This window comes from Bacillota bacterium (assembly GCA_040755295.1).
GTDB lineage: Bacteria > Bacillota > Desulfotomaculia > Desulfotomaculales > Ammonificaceae > SURF-55.
Genome location: JBFMBK010000008.1, coordinates 49,909 through 75,551 on the forward strand (window position 1 = coordinate 49,909; position 25,643 = coordinate 75,551).

The following is a 25,643-nucleotide window of genomic DNA, read 5'->3' on the forward strand; positions in this document are numbered from 1 at the left end:
CGCCGCTCTCGCCGTGGCCGCCGGCTATTTCCTCCTACTGGCGCCAAAGCACCCTGGTCTAGCCACCCCCGAGTGGATAACTATCGCTGCCTTGACTGCGACTGGCACGCTCGCAGGCTCGCTCTTTCGTCGGTGGCTTGACCGCGGCGTACGAGACTCAATTCTCGAGAGATATCGGCGCTGGTTGATCACCGGCGAAACGCTGGTGATCGCCGAGGCGGGGGACAGCCAGGCCAGAACGGCACTAGCCTGGCTCCGAGAAACGGAAGAAGGCCAGCCGACTACGTTCATCATCCGCCCGCACCCCGAAATCCCTGGCCGCGTCGCCGAGTTCCGGCGACGCGAACGCTACTCTCCGGAGCAGCTGAAGCTTTATGCGGCCACGCTGGCGGACCAACACATCGGCGCGCCTGGTGCGCGCCGCCCTCAGCCGCTATGGGACCACCTGCGCGACTGCGAGCGTATGATCGACGCGATCACCGTTGACCTTGCCCAGGCCGTCCGGTTGGAACAAGGCATCTCGATCTCGGCCGAGTGGCTGCTCGACAACGCCTACGTGATCCAGCATCAACTCGCGGACGTGCGCCGGAACCTCTCCCGTCAGCTTTATGATTTTTTGCCCACGCTGGGCATCGGTCCACACCTGGGCGAGCCGCGAGCTTACGATCTTTCCGCCGAATTGGTCGCCCACACCGATGCTGAGCTAACCGAGCAAGACGTCGTCGATTTCCTGCGCGCTTACCAGCGAATCTCGCCCATGACTATAAGCGAGCTTTGGGCGCTGCCATTACTCCTGCGGTTTGCCCTCATCGAGAGCTTGAGCTACCTGTCCGCTCGGATTGACGAACAGCAACACGAGTTCGAGTGGGCCGATTTCTGGGCCAATCGACTGCTCGTCGCCGCTCGTCGGACTCCAGATCGCCTGCTCTTCATGCTCGCCGAGTTGGCCCGCGAGTATCCTGATCCTCCCGTCGTGTTGGCCGACCGGCTGATAAGTCAGCTCCAGGGTGAGTCGCTTGCCCTCGGCCCCGTCTTGGCCTGGTTGGAGCTGAAGTGGGGACAACCGGTGTTCGATGCTATTCAGCAAGAGGAGCGCCGCCACTTTGCCGATCAGTCTACAATCGCTAACGGGATTGGCAGCTTGCGGCTGCTGGCCCGATTAGATTGGCGAGACGTTTTCGAGCAGGTTAGCCTCGTCGATGATATCTTGCGGGCGGAGCCGGCCGACGTCTACCGCCGGATGGACTTCGGTACGCGCGATCGCTACCGCCACGTGATCGAGGAGATCGCTCGGCGCTCACATGGGACCGAGCTAGCGGTCGCCCGCGCTGCCGTCGATTTGGCCCGGGGAGCCAGCTCCGGCTGCGCAGCACACGTTGGATACTACCTGATCGACGCCGGGCGCCCGTTGCTTGAAGGCATGTTTAAGTATCGCCCCACGGTTCGTCAGCATCTTCGTATGAGCATCTTCCGCCGTCCAGCCCTGACGTACCTCGGCAGTATTGCCCTGGGCACCGCGGTAATCCTGGCAGTTCCGCTAGTGCTGGCGATTCCCGGCGGCGCGGACTTGATCCGGCTCGCGCTCCTTTTCGCGCTCTGCCTTCTGGCGCTTGTGCCGGCCAGTGAGCTGGCGGTACAGGCCGTCAACTTTGTCGTGGCGATGGCCCTTTTTCCTCATCCTCTACCCAAGCTCGCTTTCGCCGATGGCATTCCCGATGAGTGGCTGACGTTGATCGTGATTCCCACTCTGCTGACCTCACCCGAGTCAATTCGGGAGGATCTCGATCGCCTCGAGATCCGCTACCTGGCTAATCGCGACGCGAATCTTCGGTTTGCTCTCCTTGCCGATCTCGTGGATGCTGCCGAGCGCGAGACTCCGGAGGACGCGGCCCTGGTCGAAGCGGCGGTTCGGGGTATTGAACAGCTCAACACCCGTTATCCCGAGCACGGCTTTGCCCTTTTCTTCCGCCCGCGTCGGTGGAGTGAGACCGAGCAGTGCTGGATGGGTTGGGAGCGCAAGCGTGGCAAGATCGAGGAACTTAACGCCTGGCTGATTGGCGAGGCGGAGCCTTCGTCGGACACGCTCCGACCCATCGCGGGCGACACCGCCCTGCTTGAAGGCGTGCGATTCGTGATCACCCTGGATGCCGACACCGAGCTTCCGCACGGGACGGCACGTCGCTTGATCGGTACGCTCGCACACCCCCTCAACCTGCCGCAACTGGCGGCCGATGGAGAGGGAGTCACCCGGGGTTACACGATAATCCAGCCCCGGGTAAGTACAAGCCTGCCGAGTGCGACCGCCACGCGCTTCTCTCGGATCTTCGCCAACTCGATCGGGGTCGACCCTTATTCCCAGGTCATATCTGACCTCTACCAGGATGTGGCGGGTGAAGGCAGCTACTATGGCAAAGGCATCTACGAAGTGGCCACCTTGCACCGCGTGCTCGGCGGCCGTTTCCCCACGGCCAAGCTGCTCAGCCACGACCTCCTGGAGGGTGCTCACGTCAGGGTGGGGATGGCCACCGACATCGAACTCTTCGATGCCTTTCCTGGTAGCTACCTTGCCGAGATCAGGCGCCAGCATCGCTGGATCCGCGGCGATTGGCAGATTGCTGCCTGGTGCGGCTGCTCTGTCCCTTCGGCCAATGACCGGCGGGTGCGCAATCCTCTGGGGGCGCTCAATCGTTGGAAACTTCTCGACAACCTGCGCCGCAGTCTGGTTCCCGTCGCCAGTGTCGGACTGCTCCTGGCCGGCTGGTTCGCGTTCCCCGGCCCTGCGGTGCCTGTGAGCATTCTGGTTAGCCTCCTCGTTGGCTCAAGTCTGCTGGTGGCTCCGGCACTACGCCTCATCTTCTGGGTGCCGGTCCAGCCGCGCGCCGTTCTTACCTCTAAGCGAGCCTGGCGCGATCAGGGTGTCCCCTGGCTACGTGCCGTCATCGGCATAGTGTTTCTGCCCCATCAAGCCGCCGTCACGCTTGATGCCATCGCGCGCACATTTCAGCGAACCCTTATCTCGCGCAGACACCTCCTCGAGTGGCAGACCTACAAGGCAGGCCGGCACTCTCGGGCCGGCAATCTTCGGCTAGTCGGACAATTGGCGCTGATCAGCCTAGCCTCGATTGGAGTAGGGGCAGGGCTTCTCCTGGTTAATCCGGCCGCGGCCTATGCCGCGACGCCGTTTCTGCTGGCCTGGCTGCTCTCGCCGGTCGTCGCCGCCTGGCTCGGCAACAGCCGAAAAAGCGGGGTCAACCTGGCCCTGGGCCATGCGGATCGCCAGGAACTGCGCCGCATTGCCCGAGAAACCTGGCGTTACTTCGACGATTTCGTCGGACCCGAAACAAACTGGCTGCCGCCCGATAACTATCAGGAGGCGCCACGGGTCGAGCTTGCCGAGCGGACCTCGCCGACGAACATCGGCCTCTGGCTGCTCGCCACGCTCGCGGCCCGCGACCTCGGATATCTCACCGCTGACCAGGCCATAGAGCGCGGGCAAGCTACTATGGACACCCTAGAGCGGATCGAGCGCTTCGACGGGCACCTCCTCAACTGGTATAACACTCGGACCCTCGATCCGCTTGTGCCGCGCTACGTCTCGACTGTCGATAGCGGCAACCTTCTGGCGAGTCTCTGGACGCTCGCCCAAGGCTACCGGGAGATGCTCTCCCGTCCCGCAATCGGACCCCAGGCGCTGCAAGGTTTAGCGGATACCCTCGCACTCGTCGGCGTCCACCAGCGGCAGTCCTCCGAGACGCGGAGGCGCGCCGACACCGGCCCCATCGCCGGCGCCGTCCAGGAACTGTCACGGCTATTCGGTAACCCGCCGGATGACCCTGAGGCGATAGCCGAGCGTTTGCGAGCGGCCATTGAGCCGGCACGGGAGCTTGTTCGTGCCCTGCGGGTCGACTCTCCAGCTTCCCGTTGCCAGCCGGTCAAGGCCGTGGAGTCGAAGGCCGCCTACTGGGCCACTCAGGTCGAGCGACAGGTCTTAGCCTGGCTCGATGTCGTCGACCGTTACTCACCTTTCGTGGAGCGTCTTGGGGGTCCACGGTCTCAACGCGTGGCCCTGGCGGCCGATCTCGTCTCCCGAATCGAGCGGCTGATTAGTCGAGTCGAGTGCTTCGCCGACGAAATCAACATGCGCTTCCTCTACGACCCGAAGCGCCGGCTCTTCACTATCGGATACAACGTCAGCGACCGACGCTTCGACTCGTCATACTATGACCTTCTGGCCAGCGAGGCACGAATGGCGAGCCTGGTGGCGATCGCCCGAGGCGACGTGCCGGCCGAACACTGGTTCGCTCTCGGCCGGCTTTTCGGGACGGCTCGCGGTCACCGGGTGCTCTACTCCTGGAGCGGCACGATGTTCGAGTACCTTATGCCGATGCTGCTGACCCGAAGCTACCGGCACACGCTTCTTTACGAAGCCAGCCGTGAAACGGTCGGGCTTCAGATCGACTACGGACTTCAGCAGGGCGTCCCCTGGGGCATCTCTGAGTCGGCTTTCGCGGCCGTGGACATCAACCATATCTATCAGTACCAGGCCTTCGGCGTGCCGGGGCTCGGGCTCAAGCGCGGGCTTGCCGACGATCTGGTCGTGGCCCCCTACGCCAGCGCGCTCGCCTTGATGGTCGATCCCGAGGCCGCACTGGCAAATCTCAAGCGGCTCGGCCGATTAGGGCTGTGCGGCGGCTATGGCTACTACGAATCGATCGACTACACCCGGCGGCGACAGCTAAGTAATCAGCGTGGAGTCGTCGTTCACACCTACATGGTCCATCATCAGGGAATGACCCTCCTAGCGATAGATAATGCCTTGAACGCCGCCGTTATGCAGAGCCGGTTCCACGCCGACCGGCGCGTTCAGGCGATCGAGCCGCTTCTGTTCGAGCGGGCACCGATTGCGCCACTGCTGGTGAAGGCAACCGAGCGCGGCGAGTCACCCGCTCGGTTGCATATGACCGGTCCAATCGAGCCAACAGCACCCATCGACGCGTCGGCTCCCGCCACACACCTGCTCGGCAACGGCGTCTACACCGTAATGGTGACCTCGGCCGGTGGCGGTTTCAGCCGGTGGCGCGACGTAGACGTGACTCGCTGGCGAGCCGACACCACGCTTGACTCTTACGGTTCGTTCACTTACATCAGAGACTTAGACCGTGGCACGGTCTGGTCGGCAACCTATCAGCCGATGCGAAAGCCCGCATCCCGTTATCAGGCCAGATTCACCCCCGACCGGGCCGAGTTCGAAAGGCGCGACTTCGGGATCGGCGTGACAACAAAGATCGGTGTCTCCCCGGAAGACGCCGTCGAGATCCGCCACTTGACACTTGCCAACTACTCGAACGGTCGGCGTCGTCTCGATGTGACGAGCTACGTGGAGCTGGCACTCTTGGCCCATGGCGCGGATCTGGCCCACCCTGCCTTCGGCAAGTTGTTCGTGGAGACCGAATTCCTTCCTGAGCAGGGCGCGCTGCTCGCGCGACGCAATCCTCGCTCGATGCAGGATCCTGCGGTCTGGGCTTCCCACTTTCTGTCGCTGCCGACTTCGCCGGATCTTACAATTGCTAACACCGGCTACGAGACCGACCGGGAGTGCTTTCTCGGGCGGGGGCGCAGTCTCGAGAATCCCCTAGGCCTGGAGGCCAAACTTACCGGCAAAGTCGGGCCTGTCCTCGATCCCATCTTCAGCTTGCGTTGCGAGGTGGTCCTGGACCCGGGAGAGCGGGTTGAGCTGGCTTTCGTGACCGGGGCCGCGGCGAGCCGAGAGGAGATGCTCGTCCTCGTCGATAAGTACCGGAACCACCACATAGTCCACAGCGCTCTCGAAGCCGCCGTCAGCCTCGGGCAATCAGTGGCTCGCCAGCTCTGCGTAACCGGCGACGACCTCAGGCGCTTCCAGCAGCTAGCTGGTCCTCTTCTCTACCCGAGTGCCCGGCTGCGAGCCTCGGACGCCCAGCTCCGCCGGAATCGGCTGGGCCAGTCTGGTCTCTGGGGTCACGGCATTTCGGGCGATCTGCCGATCCTCCTTGTCACCATCGGAGATCGACGCGATATGGAGGTCGTCAGGGAGGCGCTGCTTGCCCACGCATACTGGCGGCGTCTGGGATTCCGGGCCGACCTCGTCATCCTCAACGAGGAGGCAGGCGGCTACGCGCAACCTCTTCAGGAAGATCTGCGCCAAGTCATCCAGCACCACGCGGCGTCCACCCCACTCGACCAACCGGGCGGTATATTCTTACGCTCGGCCGCGCCATTGGCGGACAAGGACTCTGCACTTCTCCTTGCCGTGGCTCGGGCAGTGTTGGTGGCAGCACGCGGCCCACTCGTCCAGCAACTCAGGATCACGACCGAGCGGAGGGAGCTACCGCCGCCACTGACCGTCGGGCGACGAGGGAGCGAGGAACCCTCGATGCCGCTGCCGTTCCTGGAACTGCCGTACTTCAACGGGTTGGGTGGTTTCACCCCTGATGGTCGGGAGTATGCGATCTACCTCGGGCCGGGTACGCGCACCCCAGCGCCCTGGGTGAACGTGCTTGCCAACCCTGGCTTCGGTGCCATTGTCTCAGAATCAGGATCGGGTTTTGTCTGGGCTGCGAACTCCCAGACCAACCGGCTTACCTCTTGGTCCAATGACCCGGTAGGCGATCCGCCGGTTGAAGCGATCTACATCCGCGACGACCACCTGGGAGTGTTCTGGACGCCGACCGCCGTGCCGATCAGGGAACTCGACGCGTACAGAGCGCGCCACGGTCAAGGCTACACCCTTTTCGAGCACAACAGCCATGCCGTCGAGCAGGAGTTGTTGACGTTCGTGCCGCTGGACGAGACCGGAGGCGCCCCCGTGCGAATTCAGCGCCTTCGACTTCGCAACCGCTCTTCGCGCCGCCGTCGCTTCAGCGTCTTCGCTTACGCCGACTGGGTCCTCGGCACCAACCGCGAAGACACTCAGATGCACGTCGTCACGACCTGGGATGCTGTAAGCAGGACGGTGATAGCGCGCAACGCTTACCATCCTGATTTTGCGAACCGCGTGGCCTTCGCGAGCGCGAGTCCGTCGCCGTTGAGCTTCACCGCCGACCGGACCGAGTTCCTCGGACGAAATGGCTCATATGCCCAACCAGCCGCCCTGGCGCGCCAGATGCTCTCCGGCGAGGCTGGTGCGGGCCTCGACCCCGGCGTGGCGCTCCAAGTAGTCGTCGAGATCGAACCAGGGCAGGAGACGGAGATCACCTTCCTCCTCGGTGAGGCGGCGGATACTGTCGAGGCGCAGCGGCTGGTCGAGCGATTTCGCGATCCCGTTCGGGTTGAGCAGGCGTTCCAGGAAACCCGGGCCTGGTGGGATCACCTGCTCGGGACGATCCAGGTGGAGACTCCCGACCCGGCCGTTAACTTCCTGCTCAATCGCTGGCTGCTCTACCAGGCGCTCTCTTGCCGCATCTGGGCCCGCTCTGGTTTCTATCAGTCGAGCGGCGCCATAGGCTTCCGCGACCAGCTCCAGGATTGTCTCGCCCTCGCCTACGCCATGCCGGAGGTCGCGCGGCAGCAGATTCTCGCCGCGGCTTCCCGCCAGTTCATCGAGGGCGACGTCCAGCACTGGTGGCACCCGCAGTCTGGGGCGGGCGTACGGACGCGCGTCTCCGACGACCTGCTGTGGTTGCCCTACGCCACGGTACAATACGTTCGAGTGACCGGCGACGTGCGAATTCTCGACGAGATGACGCCTTTCATCGAGGGCCCCCCGCTGGCCGACGGCGAGCCCGAGGCGTACTTCGTGCCGAGAATCTCCCTGGATTCGCACTCGCTTCTCGAACACTGTCGGCGGGCGATCGCCCAAGGCATCACCTCCGGGGCTCATGGCCTGCCGCTCATTGGCACCGGCGACTGGAACGACGGGCTGAGCCGGGTTGGTGCTGAAGGCCGGGGCGAGAGCGTGTGGCTGGCCTGGTTCCTCATAGATGTGCTGAGCGGCTTCGCCGAGCTGCTGGAGGGATGCGGGCAGAGCGCGGAGGCGCGAGAATATCGGGAGAGAGCCGAGCGTCTGGCCACAACCGTGGAGGAGCAAGCCTGGGATGGCGACTGGTACCGGCGGGCCTACTTCGACGACGGAACGCCGCTCGGTTCGCGCCAGAGCGCGGAGGCGCAGATCGACTCGATGCCACAGTCGTGGGCCATCATTTCTAAGGCAGCGGACCCATCGCGCGCCGAGAAGGCGATGCGCGCGGTGGAGGAGCGTCTCGTGCGTTCTGCCGACGGGCTGGTCCTCCTATTCTCGCCCCCCTTCGACAAGTCACCGGTTGATCCCGGCTACATCAAAGCGTATCCCCCGGGCGTTCGTGAGAACGGCGGGCAGTACACCCACGCCGCGCTTTGGGTGGCGATGGCCTTTGCCCGGCAGGGGGAGGGCGATAAGGCCGTCGAGATCCTCGGCATGCTAAATCCGGTCGAGCACTCGCGAACAACCGAGACGGCCGAGCGGTACCGGGTCGAGCCCTACGTCGTGGCGGCCGACGTTTACTCGCTCGAAGGCCGTGTCGGACAAGGAGGGTGGACCTGGTACACTGGCTCTGCCGGCTGGATGTATCGGGTCTGGTTGGAGGAGGTACTCGGGCTCAAGCTGCGAGGCAATGAGCTTCGACTGGATCCGGTCATTCCTACCAACTGGCCGGGCTTCACACTCCGCTGTCGGCTCGGGGGCGCGCGCTACGAGATCCGCGCCGAGAACCCCGACCACGTCGGCCGCGGTGTCACCTGGGTCGAGGTGGACGGTCGGCGCCTGCATGGGCAGACAATCACACTGGAAGACGACGGGGGTAGCCATTTCGTCGTATTTAGACTTGGGCCGGGCGGTGCCGTTGGAACTTCCTGACAGGAAACTATCTCAGATGATTGGTTGAAAATGCGTCGCGCAAGTTCTCAACTTTATCCGTGCCGAAAACTTGTAAAAAGGGGTCGAAACGCTTGTTTTGGGCCGGTTTTTGGTTCCCAACATTATTATTGACGCCCGGTTACTTGGTGTGACCGAAAATAGAGAAAGCGTCCTCCTGGCCCTTCAGAATTGATTTCTCTCGACAGATTGATTTCTCGCGGCAGGAGGAAATTGATATAAAAAAAGCCTTACTGTTTTAGAAGGCTTTTTTTACTAACGTCACTTTTAAATAAGTACTGGCTCGCGCGGGCGCTTTGAAAGTGCTTACTGTAGTAAACCGGCTTAGAGCCGTCAAGTTTTACGTCATTAGGGTATGCAACCTTTTAATTGACAAATACAGACTATAACCGCGGCTGTTATTTTTACGGATCGCCCGGCAGGTGCGGCACCATGTAGGTTTGTTCTCAAACCCCTCGGTCGCGAAGAACTCCTGCTCGCCGGCGGTGAATGTGAAGTTTTCTCCACACTCGCCACATCTCAACGTCTTATCAGAAAACACCAAATCATCCCTCCTTTTAATGCTTTGCCCCTAAGTTTTTGGCAACTCCGGCCAGTTTAAAACAACCGTTCCGGATGCGAGATCCCGGAGAGATGGTTCAATTAGCTGAAAGTAGTTCAACCTTGTCGAGACAATATGATTATACCATGTTTCCAACTTAGTAAGCAACTCCTATATTTACCATAAACAGGTCCCGGCAGGCACTTTCCCTATTGCCTCTACACCTTCTCCAACTGCCAGAGCTGAAGGTACTGCAATTCTTTCAGCCGGCGCAAAAGACACCGCCGCTCCTTAGGATCGTTGACCTAATCAAGCTCGCTGTGAACGTCGCATAATTGCCATTATCCGTCATTAGAAGACCTTTTATAACGAATAATTTGTCTTAATCCTATATGCTGGGTGGCGAATTGAACGACGCATAAGGATATGAAGAGGTTTCAAGCCGACCCTTTAGAAAATCAGGCAGATGGCATAGTTGAGGCTCTTTCAGTCCCCTTGTCGTCGGGGTTATCGGTGCTACCTGCAACCAGAGATGGATAAGTTGGTGGCGCGGTACGGCCTTGCTTTCAGTCCCCTTGTCGTCGGGGTTATCGATGCTACCGTTTCGGCGAAACCGCCGCGGAAGGTAGAACCCTTGTAGGGCGGCAGGGAAAGACCCTGCCGCCCGGCGCTGAGTTGAACGTCGTAACGGATAAGAACAAGTCTTTGCGGGCATGGAATGTCGCTCAAACCGTCACCTTATTTTAATAAATCATTAACACTTGACTTTTTTCGCCAGGCTGGTCTTATTTTCCTGACGTAATTCGCAAAACTGCCGTGACCGTGCGCGTCCGCGTAACTTTCATGCCGTCCAGGAAGACGGCTTCAGTCACTTCTCGCTGGGTCCGGGAAAGCGTTATGCAGGGCGGCCATGTTGGTTGGTAGCACGGTTTATCCGATTGGTCCTCAAATCATCAGTTAAACGGTTTGCGGCTTTTGCTGCGCTGTAACTCCTTCTTAAGTCGCAAATAAATAAGCCGAACCGCGGATTATAGCGCGATTCGGCGCGGGTAAGCAAACCTGTAAGCCGAGTTCTGTCTTGGATGGTCATTTCTCTAGGACACCGGTTACCCGGGTGCCTCAAGCAACCTACCCGGGGACGGAGCGGGCCGCTCCATGGTCCCCCTATGCGGTCTTGCTCCGGATGGGGTTTACCTAGCCGGCCGGTCACCCGGCCGCTGGTGCGCTCTTACCGCACCGTTGCACCCTTATCCAGCACTCAACTCTAGAGTCGTTAAGTCTACCTTTCAGCCACATAACACTCCCAACTCAAAGGCAGCCTTTCAACCACCGGGTTGAGTGCTGGACGGTCTACATTTCTGTGGCACTTTCCCTGGGGTCGCCCCCGCTGGGTGTTACCCAGCACCCTGCCCTGCGGAGCTCGGACTTTCCTCAGGCACGGCCTTTCGGCGCTTGTGCCCGCGACCACCCGGTTTACTTACCCTTTATTAAGTATAACCCTCTGTCTTATTTATTGCAAATGCGGGCCGTAACGCGTCGGATTTCCGCAAGCCGCTCCAGCAGCTCTTCCTTTCGGGCTTCAGTTTCCTCGCGTACGGAATGATAAAGCCCTTCCAACTCATACCGGTACCGCGCCTCGATCGATTCGAGCAACCTTCCCAGCAGCGGGTGTCCGCGGGACAGAAGAACGGGCCCGGCCTCTTCCTCCAGCCGGCTTAGCTCCCGCCCCCCGCCCGGCGCCGCCGCAATCGCCTGGTAAAGCCTTTTCCGCTCCTCGACCAATTCCTCCGCCTCAATCCGCCAACCGTTGGCAGCCAGCCAGCGGCGTACGAAGGCAGCGCGGTTCATGGGCTGCAGGACCAACCATCCTGCGTCCCGCGCCGTCGCCGCGCCCGCTTCGAGTATCGCCGCAATCGTCTCCCCGCCCAGGCCCGCGATCACAATTACCTGGACCTCGCCGGCGGAAAGCGCCGCCAGACCGTCCCCGGTCCGGACCTCAATCCGTTCCTCCAGCCCCGCTGCCGCCACGGCGCGCCGTGCAGCCGCGGCCGGTCCCGCCTTCTTCTCCACGGCTATCGCCCGCGCTGCAACCCCCCTGCCAATCAGGTAAAGAGGCAGAAGCGCGTGGTCAGTGCCGATGTCCGCCACACACCGCGTCACCGGGACTAGCCCGGCCGTTGTTTTAAGGCGGGGATGCAGGCTGAAAATAGTATTAACCCCCTCAGGTTGCATCTAACTGCCGCAGGCGGCAGGCCTATAACCATTCAGCCGCTTGGTGTTTCGGTGACTGTTGAATCTCTCAACCATTACTTAATTCTAATTCAAGGACCAAATGAAAAACAATCCGAACACAAAAAACCGCCTGGTTCATACCGACGGTTTTACTTTAGAAAATATCCTACAACATCGCTTCAAGCCCGGCCTCTTACTCCATTACCCTCCCCTTCAACAACCGGTGTTATTCATTCAAAACCGCGTCAAGCATCCGGCTTGCCGTTGCAACCTCCGGATCCCTTATACCCCTGACCTTCACCAATTCTTCCAATCCGCGGCGCAAATCTTCGATCTTCTTCAAGATTTCTCTAAGCTCCATCGTACCCCCTCCAAGCCCACCGGATAGCATTAACTTGATGAGCTGACAAGATACACTAAGCGTGAAGCGGGCGTAAAAAGGCCGCCGCGGCTGCAGTAAAACCGTCTTCAATAGAACCGGCGCCCGAAAACGGACGGCTGCTCGCCGTCGGGTAGGCTCCGTTGCTTTTAATATTGTATACATGAGACATTCCGGTAAAGAGCAAACGGTTTCGGCCGATTATTTGTTTAAGAACCGAACGCACCGCGACCCGAAGTGGCTGCCATCAGCGCTGGACAAAATGGTTGCCGGAGAAAGGGGAAGTGCGTCATGCAAAAGTTAAAAATGTTGACCCAAAAATTCATTCATGAACTTTACCTTGTGATTCAGGGAAGTATCCACGCGTATCTTGCCGTAACCGAAAAAGTTCCCGAAGAGAAAAAGGGAACCGCCTGGGACGAATACAACACGGCATTCGACGAACACATTGTCCCCCAGTTGCTGGAGGTCCTCGAGAGGAACAGGTGCGGTACAGCGGAACTCTGCCACGCCTCGCTGAAGCTGTTGGAAATCAGCGCGCGGGCCGTGGAGTCGATGCAGACCGGCGAAGATACCGCCAAAAGCACCAGGAGCGCCGAGGATGGGAACGTCTTATCCTGGTTTATCTCTGTTCATTGATTATGGACGACCTATTAACACTCATACATAAGCCGCCTCACCGGCGGCTTTTTCCTTTATTCTTGCTTTCCTCCACCAACCGGTAGTACTTGTTAATCATGGCGTCTAAAGCCCGGCTGGCCTCCGCAACCTCCTGATCGGCAAGCCCTTTGACGGTTACCAAATCACACAGACCCCTGCGCAGGTCCTCGATACGCGTCAATATTTTGCGTTCAGAAATTGAATAAGCCATGAAGTTACAAATCCCGCCTCTCCTTTCTCTATTCGGACTGAGGTTTATTATTCTTTACTGGAAAAGACCTCGAAAAAATTCAACGGCTTTCTATCAGCCGGGCAGAAGGTTAGGTTTCGAAAAAATTCTGAATAAAAAACCAAAAAAGAGTCAACATTTATTCTGTAAAACGCACTTACCGTAAAACCTATAACAGATGCGGTAATGGAAGGAGGGGAAAGATGGACCGGGGTGAATTTGCCCGCAAACTAGGCTTCAGGGACGCCGATGCCTTGGACGACGCTTCAGAATCTCTCGATGAAGGATATGGTTCCGCTTCTTATATCACAAACCTCCCTGACGGCCGCTGGGCCGTATGGGAAGACGCCGAACCTTCCGGGGTTTCTTATCACGATACGCGCGAGGAAGCCGAGGATACAGTCAGGACGGGCTTATATGAAGAAGACCTTGGAGATGAAGAGTAAAGAGGAACCTGCTTATGATTCCTTGCCGCCGGTGGCGGCTTTTATTTTTAAAGGCCGCCTGTAGATTCAAACCCGTTTCTAAACAGGCCCATCATATCGGTGCAGCCCAAACCACCCCGACCGGGGAACCTCTTCGATAACCGGCGACGACATGCGCAACCTGTTTATCAACCAGCTTGACGACCAGTCCTGACGCCTTAGGGCCTGCTTATTCCGGGATCTCACTGTAACCGCAACCCGGCAGCAGCCATCTTTTCGCTTGCGGACCGCCTCCGTACCAGGGATATTCCCGGCAGATCCGCGGCTTTGTGCCGGAGTCTAATTGAAGCTGGCACAGCCTGTCGTGGTTCAGGTACTCGCAAGCCCAGTAATGACCGTTCGGCCAGCCCGGAGAACCAACAACTGCGGGGGAGCGCGCACGCGCTTCCTCAGGGGTCAAACGTCTGCAGTGGCGGACAATAAAAACAGCGTCGCTCTCAAGCATCGTCAACCCCAGAGCTTCGTCTTCCAGCGCCTTTTTTAAAAGCGCTTCGGAATCCAGTTGAGTATAGAACGCGGTACAGCATTGGCCGCAGCATTTGCATTTTCTCACAGGTACATCTCCTTCCTCTTCAAGCCAAACACTCCTGACTTCATTCATTGCTCTAATTTTACCAGATGATGCTAAAACGAACTACAATTATCCCTTTGCGGTCAGATTATTTTGATTCTCATCTCCTACATCTCACTTCACACCTCTCATATCGCCGCGCCTAAACAATTGGGATGCCTGAATATACGATTCTTTCACCCGCGATAGAGCCCCGGTGAAATGAGCTTCACCGGCAGGTTAATAAAGAAGGAATCGGCGGTTTTATACCTAATTCTGATACAATATTAGTTACGGCGGATTGTTGTTGTTTGGAAAGAGGTGCGGTTGAAGCTGAAGAGTTTCCTTGAATTCATCTGGTCAAATCTGAAGGTGGTTTTAATAGCAGCCATGCTGTCGCTCCTGCTGAGGACCTACGTCGCGGAAGCGCGGGTGATCCTGGGGCCTTCCATGATGCCTACACTGGAAAACGGCGATCTTTTACTCGTGGAAAAGCTGAGCTTCCGGGTGGCGGGATTTGACCGGGGCGACGTCGTGATATTTGACCCCCCTCCGGCCGCCCATTCTCAAGTCGATTATGTTAAACGCGTGATCGGGCTTCCGGGAGATAGGGTGGAAATGCTGAACGGTACGGTGTATATCAACGGGGTTTCCCTTGCCGAAGGTTATATAGGCCCGCATCCGGCGATCTCCTTCGCGCCCCTTATAGTACCGGAGGGTTCAATATTCGTCATGGGGGACAACCGCGGCAACAGCTACGACAGCCGGGAATGGGGGTTCTTGTCCGAGGACAGAGTGGTCGGACGCGCCCTGGTCCGGATCTATCCCCTGAAAAAGATAGGCGGCCTGCCGAAATAATGGTTCAAGGTTCAAAGTTCAAGGTTTAAAGTCTCAAGAGTTGGTTGTCAAAACAAATAAATCGGTGGAAAACTGACATAAATGGTTTTTCAAAAGACCCGGTGCGGCGGCCCCGGGCTTTTTATTTATACAGGAAATCTTGCACGGCCGAAATCTACAGGGGAAAATAGTCCAAAATCCCTAGTTCGGGATTCAAGGTCGAAAGCCGCGACCTATCTCGAAACTATAACCGCTCCCGCGCAACATCCATTTCACACCTCAATTACCTCACGTGCCCCACACCTGCGGTTATTTTCGCCGGAATTAGTAAATTAATCTTTCGTTGTAAAACAGACTCTAGTCCCAGACTTTCAGGACCTTTTGCGGATAGTCAAAATATACCGCCCTTTGGTAGAATCAATTTGAAGGTATTAACACGGTAGTAAAAATATGTGTTTTAAAGGGAGGAGGGGAACCGGCACAAACTACCGGGGCAGGTAATGTTGAACAACTACTCGACGCAGGAGGAGTAACGGATGAAGAAATCCCTGTCCTTGATGTTCTCGCTGATCTTCGCCATCCTGATGTGGTTAGCCGCGACAATACCTGCTTCGGCTGAAACAACCGTTCCTTTCGGCAGCCGGACTTTATCGACGGGTATGTCGGGCAGCGACGTAAAGCAGCTTCAAAGCTGTTTAAAAAACTGGGGTTATTATAACAGCCGCATTTCCGGATATTTTGACAAGAAAACAAGGAACGGCGTGCTCTCCTTTCAAAAGGCAAATCAATTACCAGCCGACGGCATTGTCGACCAGGACGACTACGATAAAATATACCAGTTGACTAACCCGGCACCGCCGCCGCCTCTTCCGGAACCGCCTTCCCCACCCTCCGGGGGAACAACGTACGTGATTCAGCCCGGCGATACCTTTTACACCATTGCCCTAGGTTTTAATGTTTCTGTAGAAAGCTTGATGGCGGCCAACCCGGGCGTGGACCCGAACAACCTGCAGGTCGGGCAGACCATTGTCATCCCCGCGCCTTCCACGCCGCCGCCTCCGCCGGAACCGCCTTCCCCGCCCTCCGGGGGAACAACATACATGATTCAGCCCGGCGATACGTATTCCAAAATCGCCCTCAGCTTTAACGTCTCCGTGGAAAGTTTGATAGCGGCCAACCCGGGCGTGGACCCGAACAACCTGCAGGTCGGGCAGACCATTGTCATCCCCGCGCCTTCCACGCCGTCGCCTCCGCCGGCGACCGCCCGCCACGTGCTGGGCTATTACACGGTTGACTACCCGGGAGATGCAGACTCCTTCAACTCCCTGAGCGCGTATGGCAGCCGGATTAACAGCATCGCCACCTTCACCTTTCTTGTCGACGGGAGCGGAAACGTCACCGGCACAACCCCGACGGACGGCGTAAATCTGGCGTTAAACAGGGGCGCCGTTCCTCTGGCCCTGATTCACAACTACCGCAACGAAGGCTTTGACGCCGCCGGCGCGCACAACCTCCTGTCAAACACCGCCAGCCGGCAGAGGCTGGTCCAGAACATGGTAGACATTCTTAAAGGCAAAGGGTATAAGGGAGTCAACATCGACCTCGAAAATGTGCCCCCCTCGGACCGCAGCTATTACACCGCGCTGGTCCGGGAGTTCAAAGCTGCGCTCCAGCCCCTCGGCTGCCTGACAACCGTCTCCATTCCCGCGAAAACCGCGGACGTACCCACCGCGGCATGGTCGGGCGCATTCGACTACGCCGCCATAGGCGCGTCCGCCGACTGGGTCCAGCTCATGACGTACGACGAGCACTGGTTCGGCGGAACACCCGGACCGATCGCCTCGCTGCCGTGGGTGGAAAACGTAATAAAATACGCCGTCAGCGTAATCCCCAAGGAAAAGACATTGCTTGGGATCCCAACCTACGGTTACGACTGGACTTCGTCCACAACCTCCATTGTGACCTATAAGTCGGTCAGTTCGTTGATCAACGCCTATAACGCTCAGCCGCAGTGGGACAGCACCGCCTGCGAACCGTACTTCACTTACTACGCGGGCCGCGTAAAACATGAGGTCTGGTACGAAAACGCCGATTCCGCACGACTCAAATTCGATCTGGTCAACAAGTACGGCCTGATGGGAATAGGCATCTGGCGCCTGGGCTATGAGGACGACAGCTTCTGGCAGGCTGTGGCGGAAAAGCTGAATTAGAACGGCGGCACGCAACCGGGCTTCCACCTTTACCATAAGAAAGGCAGCCCCTCAGGACTGCTTTTCTTAGACTCTGCCGTAATGGTTTTAAGTCCGCATCTCTTCATTTTTAGGTTCGTTTGGATACTCCTTGACCAATTTACCCTTTTCTCCTTAGTCGCTTGGCCCAGTCCGTAGATGCCGCCAGGCTATTTTTTCTTGCTCTGCTTGCTTCCCGCCGCGTTACGTCAGCCAAGCACCAAGAGGTAAAATCCTTGTCTGTTAAATACAGAGAGGCGGCCTGCAGGCCGCCTCCGTTTAAGGCTTTTTTCGAGTGCTGCGCCGTATTTAATTAAGCCAGGCCTTTTCCGCGTAAAGGCTTGGTATTGGATGTCTGTAACACCAAGAACATCCGCCGTTACTGCCCGCCAACCTCTTCCGCCCTTTTACAATTCGTGTTTTTATTGTGCCAGACCTCCGTTTATCACCTTGAACCTGCGGGCCCTAGGCCGGTAAGCCCTTTCGATCAGGGCGTCAACCAGCTTGCTCAGAAAACGGATCTTTTCCCATTCTTCCACCTGGATCGTCGAGGTGATCTCACTTTCATAGTTACCGTTAGGCAGGCAGTAAAACTTAAGGTGCATCTCAAAATCAGGCTGTCTCGCCATCGTGGGAACCTCCTCGCTTATCACCGTAACTGACCTGTCGCACGATGTGCTTTTGGTATAATATGGCACTCCAAATTAGGCGGTGATAGATTTGTGAAAGAGCGTTCCTTACTCATATCATCGGCAATAGTCTGCCTGATTTTAGTTTCTATATAATTTTTTGTGGATAATTATTAAACACCAAAAATCGGGAGCCTCCTCTTCAAGTGAGGGATACGCAGTCATTACGCAAAACATCTTTCATATTTAACCTTCCACCCAACTGATGCAACCCGGCGGGCATGAATCGATAGCCTCCTGGATGGCGTCCTCACCGGCGCCGGTTGGATTAAGCACCTGGGCGCAACCCAGTTCTTCATTCAGCTTGAACACCTCCGGACATATAGCCTCGCAGGTGCCGCAAGCCTCACACTCACTCGTCTCGATGTAAGGGATGCGAGCCATGGCTGAATACCTCCTGTTTTCTTGGGAATATAACTTGGCATTTCGCCGTAAATCTTTATTTTCCTTTATATCAGGACTTGTCCACTGACTGTGCAACTATCATACAAGTCGCAACGGGCGGGATCTGACGATCCGGACACAGATTAAAAAAAAACGGGCCAAGATTAAGCCCGTCATCCACCGCCTGTACCGTATCGGATTATTTCTTTTTTTCTGTTTGTTCTGATTGTGTATACATACCTGCCGGGTCGGCATAACCGGGTGGGGGATAGCCTGCTTCGGAATAAGGGTAGGGCATTCCGGCGAAAGACCGGCATTCTTTTGCACAGTTCAGGCAGACCCGGCCGCAGTGTTGCGACTCGTGATCGCGATGCCGCAGGCAATGCTTGCCACAGACATCGCAGATTTCGGCGCATAAAGCGGCGAGATGCCTTGCGAACATGCTGCAGCGAGCGATGAACTTCGCGGTCAGAGTACAGATGTCCGCACAATCACGCAACAACTGAAGCTGCATCGCCCTCCCCTCTTGATGGTGACCGTATCTTGCAAGAACCGCGGTAAACGTGTTCTCGCATACGGCCTCGCAATCTTGAACGGTTCTTAACACGCGGCCGTAGGAATCGATCGGGTAAAAAATATTCTCCAAAGAATATTCCGGCACTCTCAACTCTCCTTTCTTTTGTTGTTAAACCATTATATGCCAGCAGGGACTTTCTGGTTCACACCGGAGGTTTTCGCGACACCGCGTCATTTTCAACCGGGATGCACCCCAAAAAAGCAAGACTCCCGAAACAGGGAGTCTCCTAAATCCTTTCTGGTGGGCGATGTAGGATTTGAACTTGCTGCCAACACGCCGATATTAACCTGTTAATAATACCAGGAAGTCCTCGGTTGATGGTTATTCGGCATCGGTTGGTTTTTAGGAATACTTATAACGCGCCCTCCACCGTATCCAGGATCTCATTCGCTATGTAAAGCCGGTTACGGGACCTCCCGCCAACTTCTCGTAAAATACCAGCTTTTATAAATTCCCTTACATGGTGGCTTGCCGGCATATATGTAGTCCCTATGTATTTACTCGCTTTGGGGATGGTAATAACAGGGCTTTGAAACAATAGGTCTACTAGTCTGAATACTGTGCTTGGGGAGCGAGATGTCTTAAATCTTTCATAGTATCCCTCCTGAAGGTCTTGTAGACGCTTGGCTCGGACTAGTGCATCTCGTGATTGCCTTTCTACACCCTTTAAAAAAAAGAGAAACCATTCATTCCAAGCCCCTCTTGTACTTACAGCCTGAAGAAGGTCATAATAGAACTCTCGATTAGCTTCAAAGAAAGCGCTTATATATAACAACGGTTGAGGTAAAAGGCCCCAGGCGCACGATAGCAGTACAATGATCATACGACCCAGTCTGCCATTCCCATCAAGAAAAGGATGGATAGCCTCGAACTGATAATGGATCATTGCCAGGCGAATAAGTGGTGGTATACTAGTGCTTTGATAAAAAAACTGTTCCAATTTATCAAGAGCACTCAATATTTCATTTGGTGGAGGTGGTACAAAAGATGCTTTCTCCAGGGTACAACCAGGAGGCCCAATCCAATTTTGCGAACGTCGAAATTCCCCTGGGTTACGAGTCCCCCCTCGAACTCCTTCGAGAAGCTTGGAATGAGTTTCACGAATTAATCTGAGGCTAACGGGAAGTTTAATTAGAAGTGCTAAAGCATGTTCAAGAGCGTAGACGTAATTAACAACTTCATTAACATCGCTGTTAGGCTCACGATCCCATAAACGTGCTTGAACCGCTTCAAAGGCATAAAGATCGGACAGAGATGCGCGTGTTCCCTCGATACGAGAGGAAAGCACTGCCTCTCGCCGCATAAATGGCTTAATCAGCAAATGAGGATTGGGAAGCATCCGGCCCATTCCCGCAAGTTCACCTACAGCTCGGTCCGCTTCGGAGAGCGCGTATATTACATCTGGCTCTAAATTTGTGGAAAGCGGTAATGGATTTGGAATAAACGCCCAACGACCTTCCAATGTGCGCACGACGCGCCCTGCGGCAGAACTAGAGAAATCTTCAGGTTTCACTTTACCCTTCCTTTAGAGTTATACAAATCCTAATTATAGTTCAGTATAATATTTAATTCTTTATTATAGTTTTAGAGCTAAAACTATAATAAAGGCTTAGAGACTCATAATGCAATATCGTTTTTTCAAATCAGTCCCTATTAAGGTTTGGTATTCATCGTGCCTAAGGGTAAGGTAAGGCCAAACCGATAAATAAATTAAGACCTCCGACACTCGGAAGTCTTGATATTTTTCTGGTGGGCGATGTAGGATTTGAACCTACGACATCTTGCTTGTAAGGCAAAAAAGGCTCGTCCATAGCGTATCATAGAACGGTATAATGCGGCTTTCAGTGTCCATAGTGTCCATAGTTTATATAGTTTTTTATCCCCATTCCCGTCAGTTATTACCGTCAGAAATAAATCCCGAAAGTCGGTTGTTATGCCATTTCAAGGATTCCGCTCCCTCCATTAACGTAACCGTCTAGAAAAATAAGGTCACAACATCCTGTGTCGCGGCTCCTTTTAGGCATCTAAGAATATACTTTCCTATGAATATCTTTCCAGAAACTTATCCGTTTCAAGGTCCATTTCATATGAAAATTCTATTTTCCCCACCGATCTTACCCCTATGATATAAACACTCTCCCTGTTTACGATAAAAAAGAATACATAAAGGCTTAGGGGGGATGAAGCTAATCCCTTCGCAACATTTTCTTGGCCGATAACAATTATGGTATTCCCATCTTTTTCTTTCAGCTCTTTTATGACCTTGTTTTTTGACATGTGATCCAACGCTATTAACTTGGCAGCTTCTCGGGAAACCAATGTAACACCAGCCTTACCTCTGATTTTATCTAGACATCTAACAAACTTGCGGGCTAGGCCGATCCAGCCATCTACAGCTTCATTGATATTTCTCCCTTGCAGAAAAAGGTTCCCAATTAATAGTAAAATGACGGGCCAATTAGAACCCCATCCTATGTCTTTTGGTTTTACCTTAATTTCTGTTGAAATTGGCTTTAATTCTTCCAATATTCCGGCAATAAACGATTGTTTTACACCCAGAGGTGTTTCAGAATCCCATTCATCTTCTGGTATGTCGATTATGATTTCCATCCCTTGTCTCCTTACTAAACATAAGGATATTTAATTTTCCGAGGTAAAATATTAAAACAATCACATTCTTTATAAGATCGCCTGCAGAGCATTCCGTCAAAATCTACATTCCCTGGCTTTTGTTTACGAATAGGGCATTCAGTGTGCATTAAGGTTGCTGGCTTTTTTAAATCTCTATCTGGCGGGAGTTGGTATTTCCCTTCTATATATACCTTGATATTCCAGACGGGGCAATCAAAAGCTTTACAAACGATAGTTGTATAAATCAAATTAACTAACCCCCTTCCTGCTCTGCCGTGGTGCCCCTTCTACGCTGCCGGGTAATGGTAAGATACCCGCCAGTTAGTTAGAAGCCCCTTGTAGGCGATCTTGGAGCGTGGCTGTTATTTGTTCGTTGGTCGTTTTTTCGCTTCCTCGATAAACTTTTCTAAGTCTTCCTGCTTGATGCGCCAGTTATCGCCAATTTTAGCCCCAGGTAATTTACCGGATCGTAAATGAGCGTAGACCGTTCTTACATGAATTTTAAGTATTCGTGCCGCTTCCTGCGGTGTAAGTAATTCCTTCATTCCTTTTTCATTCCCTCCTTGTCCTCATAATACCACTAACTATCTAAAAATACAACATATTCCCTTATTAACCTATTGACCACTAAGGGCTTATATGATAGTTTATAGGGTAACAGCGTAATTAGTGGCGTTACATGGAATTTAAGGAGGTGATATATGTCCCCTGAAAGCGAACAAGCCCGGAACAAAGTCCGGGCCACCGGGAAGCGGGTACACCGTAAGCTGGAACACCCGCTGCCGGGGTAAAGGATTCGGCAACCGTACCCAAAAATCCTTCATGGGGAGGTAAAGAGCAAATGCCCGAATCATTCTCCATAGATTTCTTAAAACTTGTTAATAAGAGAACCGTTGAAGTAGGGATGGCCGCTGCCGCAGACGATCCGGAGTTTAAAGAATACGACAAGGAAATACGCGAGGCCGAAGACAAGCTTCAAAAAGAGCTGTCTGACGAAGGATGGCAATTCTTCCTCGACTACGAGGCTGCCCGCAACCAGCAGGGGATTATTTCCGCAGAGCATGTTTACCGGCAGGGTATGCGGGATTGCTTCGCGCTGATTAAAGAGTTGAACCAGTACCCTGATCGCGGCAATAAAGAGGAATAAAGAACCGCGAATGCCGCCGAGCGAATGGCCAAAGATATAAGCCGCGCCTTGACCGGAAGGTAGACGATAGAAGCGCGAAGGCCGGGGTTAGACGCCCCGGCCTTCGCTTTGATAAACTGCTTGAGTTGTTCGCGGGATACCAGTTTCTTCTTTTCCATTTGCCTTCCTGCCTTTCCGTATTATTGTACTTTCGGAAAGAGCAGAAGCACAATTTATTTTACACACTCGGTCTTCTTTAAAATCTTGCTCGCATGCTTATGATGTTTTTTCTTTTATTACGTTCATTGATTACGAAACCAAACCTTTTATAGTACTCTACGTTATTAAGGTAAGCATCCAGTGTTACGAAACGAATGCCAAGTTCATTTCTTAACCTTTTCGCTTCCCGTTTAACATATTCGATCATAAATACTCCAAACCAGCGGCCTTGCTCACTTTTGTCAACTCCTAATCTTGCAATCTTAAGGGCAGGAGCTACAGCATAAGGAATATCGTCTCTTTCTTCTTCAGTCAATAGAATTGCATCAGCACATATAGAATAGAAACCTATGAGCTTTAATTTGGCTATATGTTTTTTATAAATGAAGTTTCTAAACATATTCCACCGATGATTACGCTCCCCATAATAAAGAAGGACGGTGACATTAAGACCACCGTCCTGTTCTTCTAGTGCCTCGTCTTTTAGAAAATGGTTTATTTCGTCCTCTCCGCAATCAAACCGAGCTACATTGGGCAAATCTTCTTCGGATAATTTAGCAAGTTCTACATTTTTTAATTCAAATTTATAACCAAGCACTAAAATCCTCGTCTTTTGACATTCTTGAACAACAACTCTCTTTTTTCCGCTTCCCGGATTTCTTGGGGCGTAGGCTTCCGCTTCATGTCTTCGTAAACCTCTCGGGCATCCTTACCCTTCAAAACCGGCGTGGGTGCGACCTGAGTAGCCATACGCCTCACTCCCTCCTTTAATAACAAATTTAAAGATTTTTCGACAATATTATACGCATTTATCACTTAAAGTGATCCTAAATAAATGTTAACCCGGTAGAATATAAAATGCAATAAAATTTTGCAAGTTGGCAAATAGCAATATGCCTTAGAATATTCTTCGTTCTAAGACTGGGAGGACTTTAATTTTCCTAGCGGCACCAAGAGCCTTTAAGCTCTCCCGAATGAGGCACCGCGTCTTGGCCTACTTGAATACCTTACCCCGGCCCTTTTTTGCATTTATATTCCGGCGGTCACTCCTGTGCGTTTAAGCTCGCGTACAAGCAATTCGCCAATGCGGTGAATGTCCATGTCCGATGAGATACTGTTGCCGGTGATGGTGATATGATTGATCGTCGTACCGCGTTTTGTTGATATGGGATAGTCCGTTACTGGAGCACCCGCGCCCTCAAACGCTAATTTCGGCGCAATCATGTCCATAAACTTTTGGAATGGTGCAACTATCTCTGGACCCTTCTCACCGATCATGGCAAGGGTAGGACTTTTTACCAACGCGCCTTCGGCCAAATAGGGAATAGTAGGTATCTGTGGCATACCCACCGTCCAGCCACCCACCGTGCCGTCAAGTGGAATCTGTACTTCCGGTACTTTGATTTTAATGCTGTTAAAAGCCGCGATAAATCTGTTAATCAGGCCGATTACCGAGTTTATTCCGCCTTTAATAGTGTCCACGATGCCGCGCCAGACAGATTCGGCTATAGTTTTAATGCCGTTCCACGCATCGGCGAAGCCCTGTTTTATGCTCTCCCAAATACCACCTAAATGCTGACTTAACAATGATGCCCAACCGACAGGTCCAACGGCGATTTGCAAGATTTCGTCGCCCCACTTTTTAAAGAAGTCCTTGAGTCCCGTCCACGCGGTTGTTGCCAAGCCGGTGATCGCCTCCCACGCCGTGGACAGCGCCCCGGTGATCGCCTCCCACGCCGCTGTTGTGGCGTCTCGGATTGTTTCCCAATTGCTAATAATTGCGCTGATAATAATGCCAAACGGCCCAAGGATGATACTAATAATTAACGGCCAGTTTTCCTGCACAAAACCGACAATGGCTTGAACTGCATTCACGGTAAAGTCCTTAACTGTAGTCCAGATGTTTTTAAAGAAGTCGCCGATTTTATCCCAGTTTTTGTAGATTGTATAAGCCAAGGCTGCAACCGCCGCACCTGCCAACATAAATGGTGCCAAGGGAATCATGGCCGCCGCTACAGAAGTACCAAACGCTACTATGGCCGGAACTAAAGCACCGGCAATAGCACCGCCGATAATCACTATTTTCTTTTGCAAATCTTCAGGGAACAGCTCTGCTAATGCGCCCTTCAAACCCCCTTTTTCAAGAGCCGTTTTTATTTCACCAAGCCACTTATTTATGTTGTCCAAAGCCGGTCCCAGGTTGAAAGCCTTAATAATTTCCTCGCCAAGAGGACGCATCATCTGGCTTATATTGTCTTTTAGATTCGACCACCGGCCTATTAAGGTCTTGGACTGCTTATCCATCGCACCGCCGAACCTTTCGGCCATGCCTTTCAAGACAGCGTCAATACCCTGCTGGCCGGTAATCATACCTTGCTCTGCCATCTTCATAGCCTCGGGTACAGATACGCCGATTGCTTTAGCGACCATGTCCCAGGATTTAACACCAAGTTCGTTCAGTTGGTTCATTTCTTCGGCTGAGATTTTACCTTTCGCGGCCATCTGGCCCAAAGCCAAAGTTACACGGTCTATTTCAGCCTTGCCGCCGCCTAGTGCCGAAACAGCATTGCCTATATTTGTCATCATCGGGATTATTTTTTCTGCCGAAAAACCGAAGGCCAGGAGCCGCCTACTGGAATCCTCCAGGCCGGGCAACTCGAACGGTGTCTTAGAAGCAAAATCAGACAGGTCCTTGAGGAACTTTTCAGCCTCTTTACCGCTGCCCAAGAGTGTCGTAAACGCCGTTTTGCTCTGCTCATACTCAGCCGCCATCTTCACAGCACCCCCTGCGGCTACTCCCGTCGCTGCTCCTAATGCAAGAAGTCCGCCGGCAAGCATTTTTGAACTCGCTGTGGCCGGACCAAGGGCGAATGCCCTTTGCAAACGTGATGTTTGCGCTTCCGCTTCGGCCATTTTGCGGGTAAAGTCCGAAATGTCAGCACCTAAAAGTACCCGTAATTTTCCTACGTCCATGTTATATCACCTCATC

Annotated in this window: 22 protein-coding genes and 1 other RNA gene; 6 read left to right on the forward strand and 17 right to left on the reverse strand. The window is 54.3% G+C overall.

Annotated features, from left to right (window positions below):
* The first annotated feature begins 184 nt into the window (after positions 1-184).
* Positions 185-8,869 (forward strand): glucoamylase family protein, encoded by an 8,685-nt coding sequence (locus AB1500_07560; GenBank protein ID MEW6183019.1) that lies wholly within the window; start codon positions 185-187, stop codon positions 8,867-8,869.
* 358 nt (positions 8,870-9,227) lie between these two features.
* On the opposite strand, the gene AB1500_07565 is transcribed toward AB1500_07560, so the two are convergent.
* From AB1500_07565 to AB1500_07585, 5 genes are all read right to left on the reverse strand, one after another.
* Complete coding sequence (locus AB1500_07565) at positions 9,228-9,428, reverse strand: zinc-ribbon domain-containing protein (protein ID MEW6183020.1); 201 nt, start codon at positions 9,426-9,428, stop codon at positions 9,228-9,230.
* Between the two features lie 516 nt (positions 9,429-9,944).
* Positions 9,945-10,157, reverse strand: coding sequence for a hypothetical protein (locus AB1500_07570; GenBank protein ID MEW6183021.1), 213 nt, complete (start codon positions 10,155-10,157; stop codon positions 9,945-9,947).
* 317 nt (positions 10,158-10,474) lie between these two features.
* An RNA gene (rnpB, locus tag AB1500_07575) (RNase P RNA component class A) lies at positions 10,475-10,908 on the reverse strand.
* Positions 10,909-10,934: 26 nt separating this feature from the next.
* Positions 10,935-11,660, reverse strand: coding sequence for a class I SAM-dependent methyltransferase (locus tag AB1500_07580; protein MEW6183022.1), 726 nt, complete (start codon positions 11,658-11,660; stop codon positions 10,935-10,937).
* A 226-nt stretch (positions 11,661-11,886) separates the two neighbouring features.
* Positions 11,887-12,021: an aspartyl-phosphate phosphatase Spo0E family protein gene (locus tag AB1500_07585; GenBank protein ID MEW6183023.1), complete on the reverse strand. Its 135-nt coding sequence runs from the start codon at positions 12,019-12,021 to the stop codon at positions 11,887-11,889.
* A gap of 309 nt (positions 12,022-12,330) precedes the next feature.
* On the opposite strand from AB1500_07585, the gene AB1500_07590 reads away from it, so the two are divergent.
* Positions 12,331-12,678, forward strand: coding sequence for a hypothetical protein (locus AB1500_07590; protein MEW6183024.1), 348 nt, complete (start codon positions 12,331-12,333; stop codon positions 12,676-12,678).
* A gap of 37 nt (positions 12,679-12,715) precedes the next feature.
* Here the strand turns inward: AB1500_07590 and AB1500_07595 are convergent, their stop codons facing one another.
* Entirely contained in the window at positions 12,716-12,910 is a 195-nt protein-coding gene (locus AB1500_07595; protein MEW6183025.1) for an aspartyl-phosphate phosphatase Spo0E family protein, read from the reverse strand.
* Positions 12,911-13,131: 221 nt separating this feature from the next.
* On the opposite strand from AB1500_07595, the gene AB1500_07600 reads away from it, so the two are divergent.
* On the forward strand, positions 13,132-13,374 hold the full coding sequence (locus tag AB1500_07600; GenBank protein ID MEW6183026.1) for a hypothetical protein: 243 nt from the start codon (positions 13,132-13,134) through the stop codon (positions 13,372-13,374).
* A gap of 208 nt (positions 13,375-13,582) precedes the next feature.
* Here the strand turns inward: AB1500_07600 and AB1500_07605 are convergent, their stop codons facing one another.
* Positions 13,583-13,966: a hypothetical protein gene (locus tag AB1500_07605; GenBank protein MEW6183027.1), complete on the reverse strand. Its 384-nt coding sequence runs from the start codon at positions 13,964-13,966 to the stop codon at positions 13,583-13,585.
* A gap of 324 nt (positions 13,967-14,290) precedes the next feature.
* Between AB1500_07605 and lepB the strand changes: the two genes are divergently transcribed.
* Together lepB and AB1500_07615 are read left to right on the forward strand one after the other, a co-directional pair.
* Positions 14,291-14,821, forward strand: a complete 531-nt coding sequence (gene lepB / locus AB1500_07610; GenBank protein MEW6183028.1) for a signal peptidase I — start codon at positions 14,291-14,293, stop codon at positions 14,819-14,821.
* Between the two features lie 515 nt (positions 14,822-15,336).
* Positions 15,337-17,010: a glycosyl hydrolase family 18 protein gene (locus AB1500_07615; protein MEW6183029.1), complete on the forward strand. Its 1,674-nt coding sequence runs from the start codon at positions 15,337-15,339 to the stop codon at positions 17,008-17,010.
* Positions 17,011-17,450: 440 nt separating this feature from the next.
* Here the strand turns inward: AB1500_07615 and AB1500_07620 are convergent, their stop codons facing one another.
* The 7 genes from AB1500_07620 to AB1500_07650 form a co-directional block, all read right to left on the reverse strand.
* The gene (locus AB1500_07620; GenBank protein MEW6183030.1) at positions 17,451-17,657 is read right to left on the reverse strand and encodes a hypothetical protein; all 207 of its coding nucleotides are present in this window, start codon (positions 17,655-17,657) and stop codon (positions 17,451-17,453) included.
* A gap of 246 nt (positions 17,658-17,903) precedes the next feature.
* Positions 17,904-18,101, reverse strand: coding sequence for a ferredoxin (locus AB1500_07625; protein MEW6183031.1), 198 nt, complete (start codon positions 18,099-18,101; stop codon positions 17,904-17,906).
* A 199-nt stretch (positions 18,102-18,300) separates the two neighbouring features.
* Positions 18,301-18,762 (reverse strand): four-helix bundle copper-binding protein, encoded by a 462-nt coding sequence (locus AB1500_07630; protein MEW6183032.1) that lies wholly within the window; start codon positions 18,760-18,762, stop codon positions 18,301-18,303.
* A gap of 268 nt (positions 18,763-19,030) precedes the next feature.
* A complete protein-coding gene (locus tag AB1500_07635; GenBank protein MEW6183033.1) occupies positions 19,031-20,191 on the reverse strand; it encodes a Fic family protein in 1,161 nt (386 codons plus the stop codon).
* A gap of 527 nt (positions 20,192-20,718) precedes the next feature.
* Positions 20,719-21,288 (reverse strand): hypothetical protein, encoded by a 570-nt coding sequence (locus AB1500_07640; GenBank protein ID MEW6183034.1) that lies wholly within the window; start codon positions 21,286-21,288, stop codon positions 20,719-20,721.
* Positions 21,289-21,302: 14 nt separating this feature from the next.
* Positions 21,303-21,557, reverse strand: a complete 255-nt coding sequence (locus tag AB1500_07645) for a hypothetical protein (protein ID MEW6183035.1) — start codon at positions 21,555-21,557, stop codon at positions 21,303-21,305.
* Positions 21,558-21,671: 114 nt separating this feature from the next.
* Complete coding sequence (locus tag AB1500_07650; protein MEW6183036.1) at positions 21,672-21,854, reverse strand: helix-turn-helix domain-containing protein; 183 nt, start codon at positions 21,852-21,854, stop codon at positions 21,672-21,674.
* A 296-nt stretch (positions 21,855-22,150) separates the two neighbouring features.
* Here AB1500_07650 and AB1500_07655 point away from each other — a divergent pair, with 296 nt between their 5' ends.
* Entirely contained in the window at positions 22,151-22,456 is a 306-nt protein-coding gene (locus AB1500_07655; protein MEW6183037.1) for a hypothetical protein, read from the forward strand.
* A 235-nt stretch (positions 22,457-22,691) separates the two neighbouring features.
* Here the strand turns inward: AB1500_07655 and AB1500_07660 are convergent, their stop codons facing one another.
* The 3 genes from AB1500_07660 to AB1500_07670 all read right to left on the reverse strand — a co-directional run bounded on the left by AB1500_07660 (position 22,692) and on the right by AB1500_07670 (position 25,627).
* Positions 22,692-23,252 carry a hypothetical protein gene (locus AB1500_07660; protein MEW6183038.1) on the reverse strand — a complete coding sequence of 187 codons (561 nt, stop codon included), beginning with the start codon at positions 23,250-23,252 and terminating at the stop codon, positions 22,692-22,694.
* Complete coding sequence (locus AB1500_07665; GenBank protein ID MEW6183039.1) at positions 23,252-23,404, reverse strand: hypothetical protein; 153 nt, start codon at positions 23,402-23,404, stop codon at positions 23,252-23,254. The genes AB1500_07660 and AB1500_07665 overlap by 1 nt, the downstream gene beginning before the upstream one ends.
* Positions 23,405-23,683: 279 nt before the next feature.
* A complete protein-coding gene (locus tag AB1500_07670) occupies positions 23,684-25,627 on the reverse strand; it encodes a tape measure protein (protein MEW6183040.1) in 1,944 nt (647 codons plus the stop codon).
* Positions 25,628-25,643: the final 16 nt, after the last annotated feature.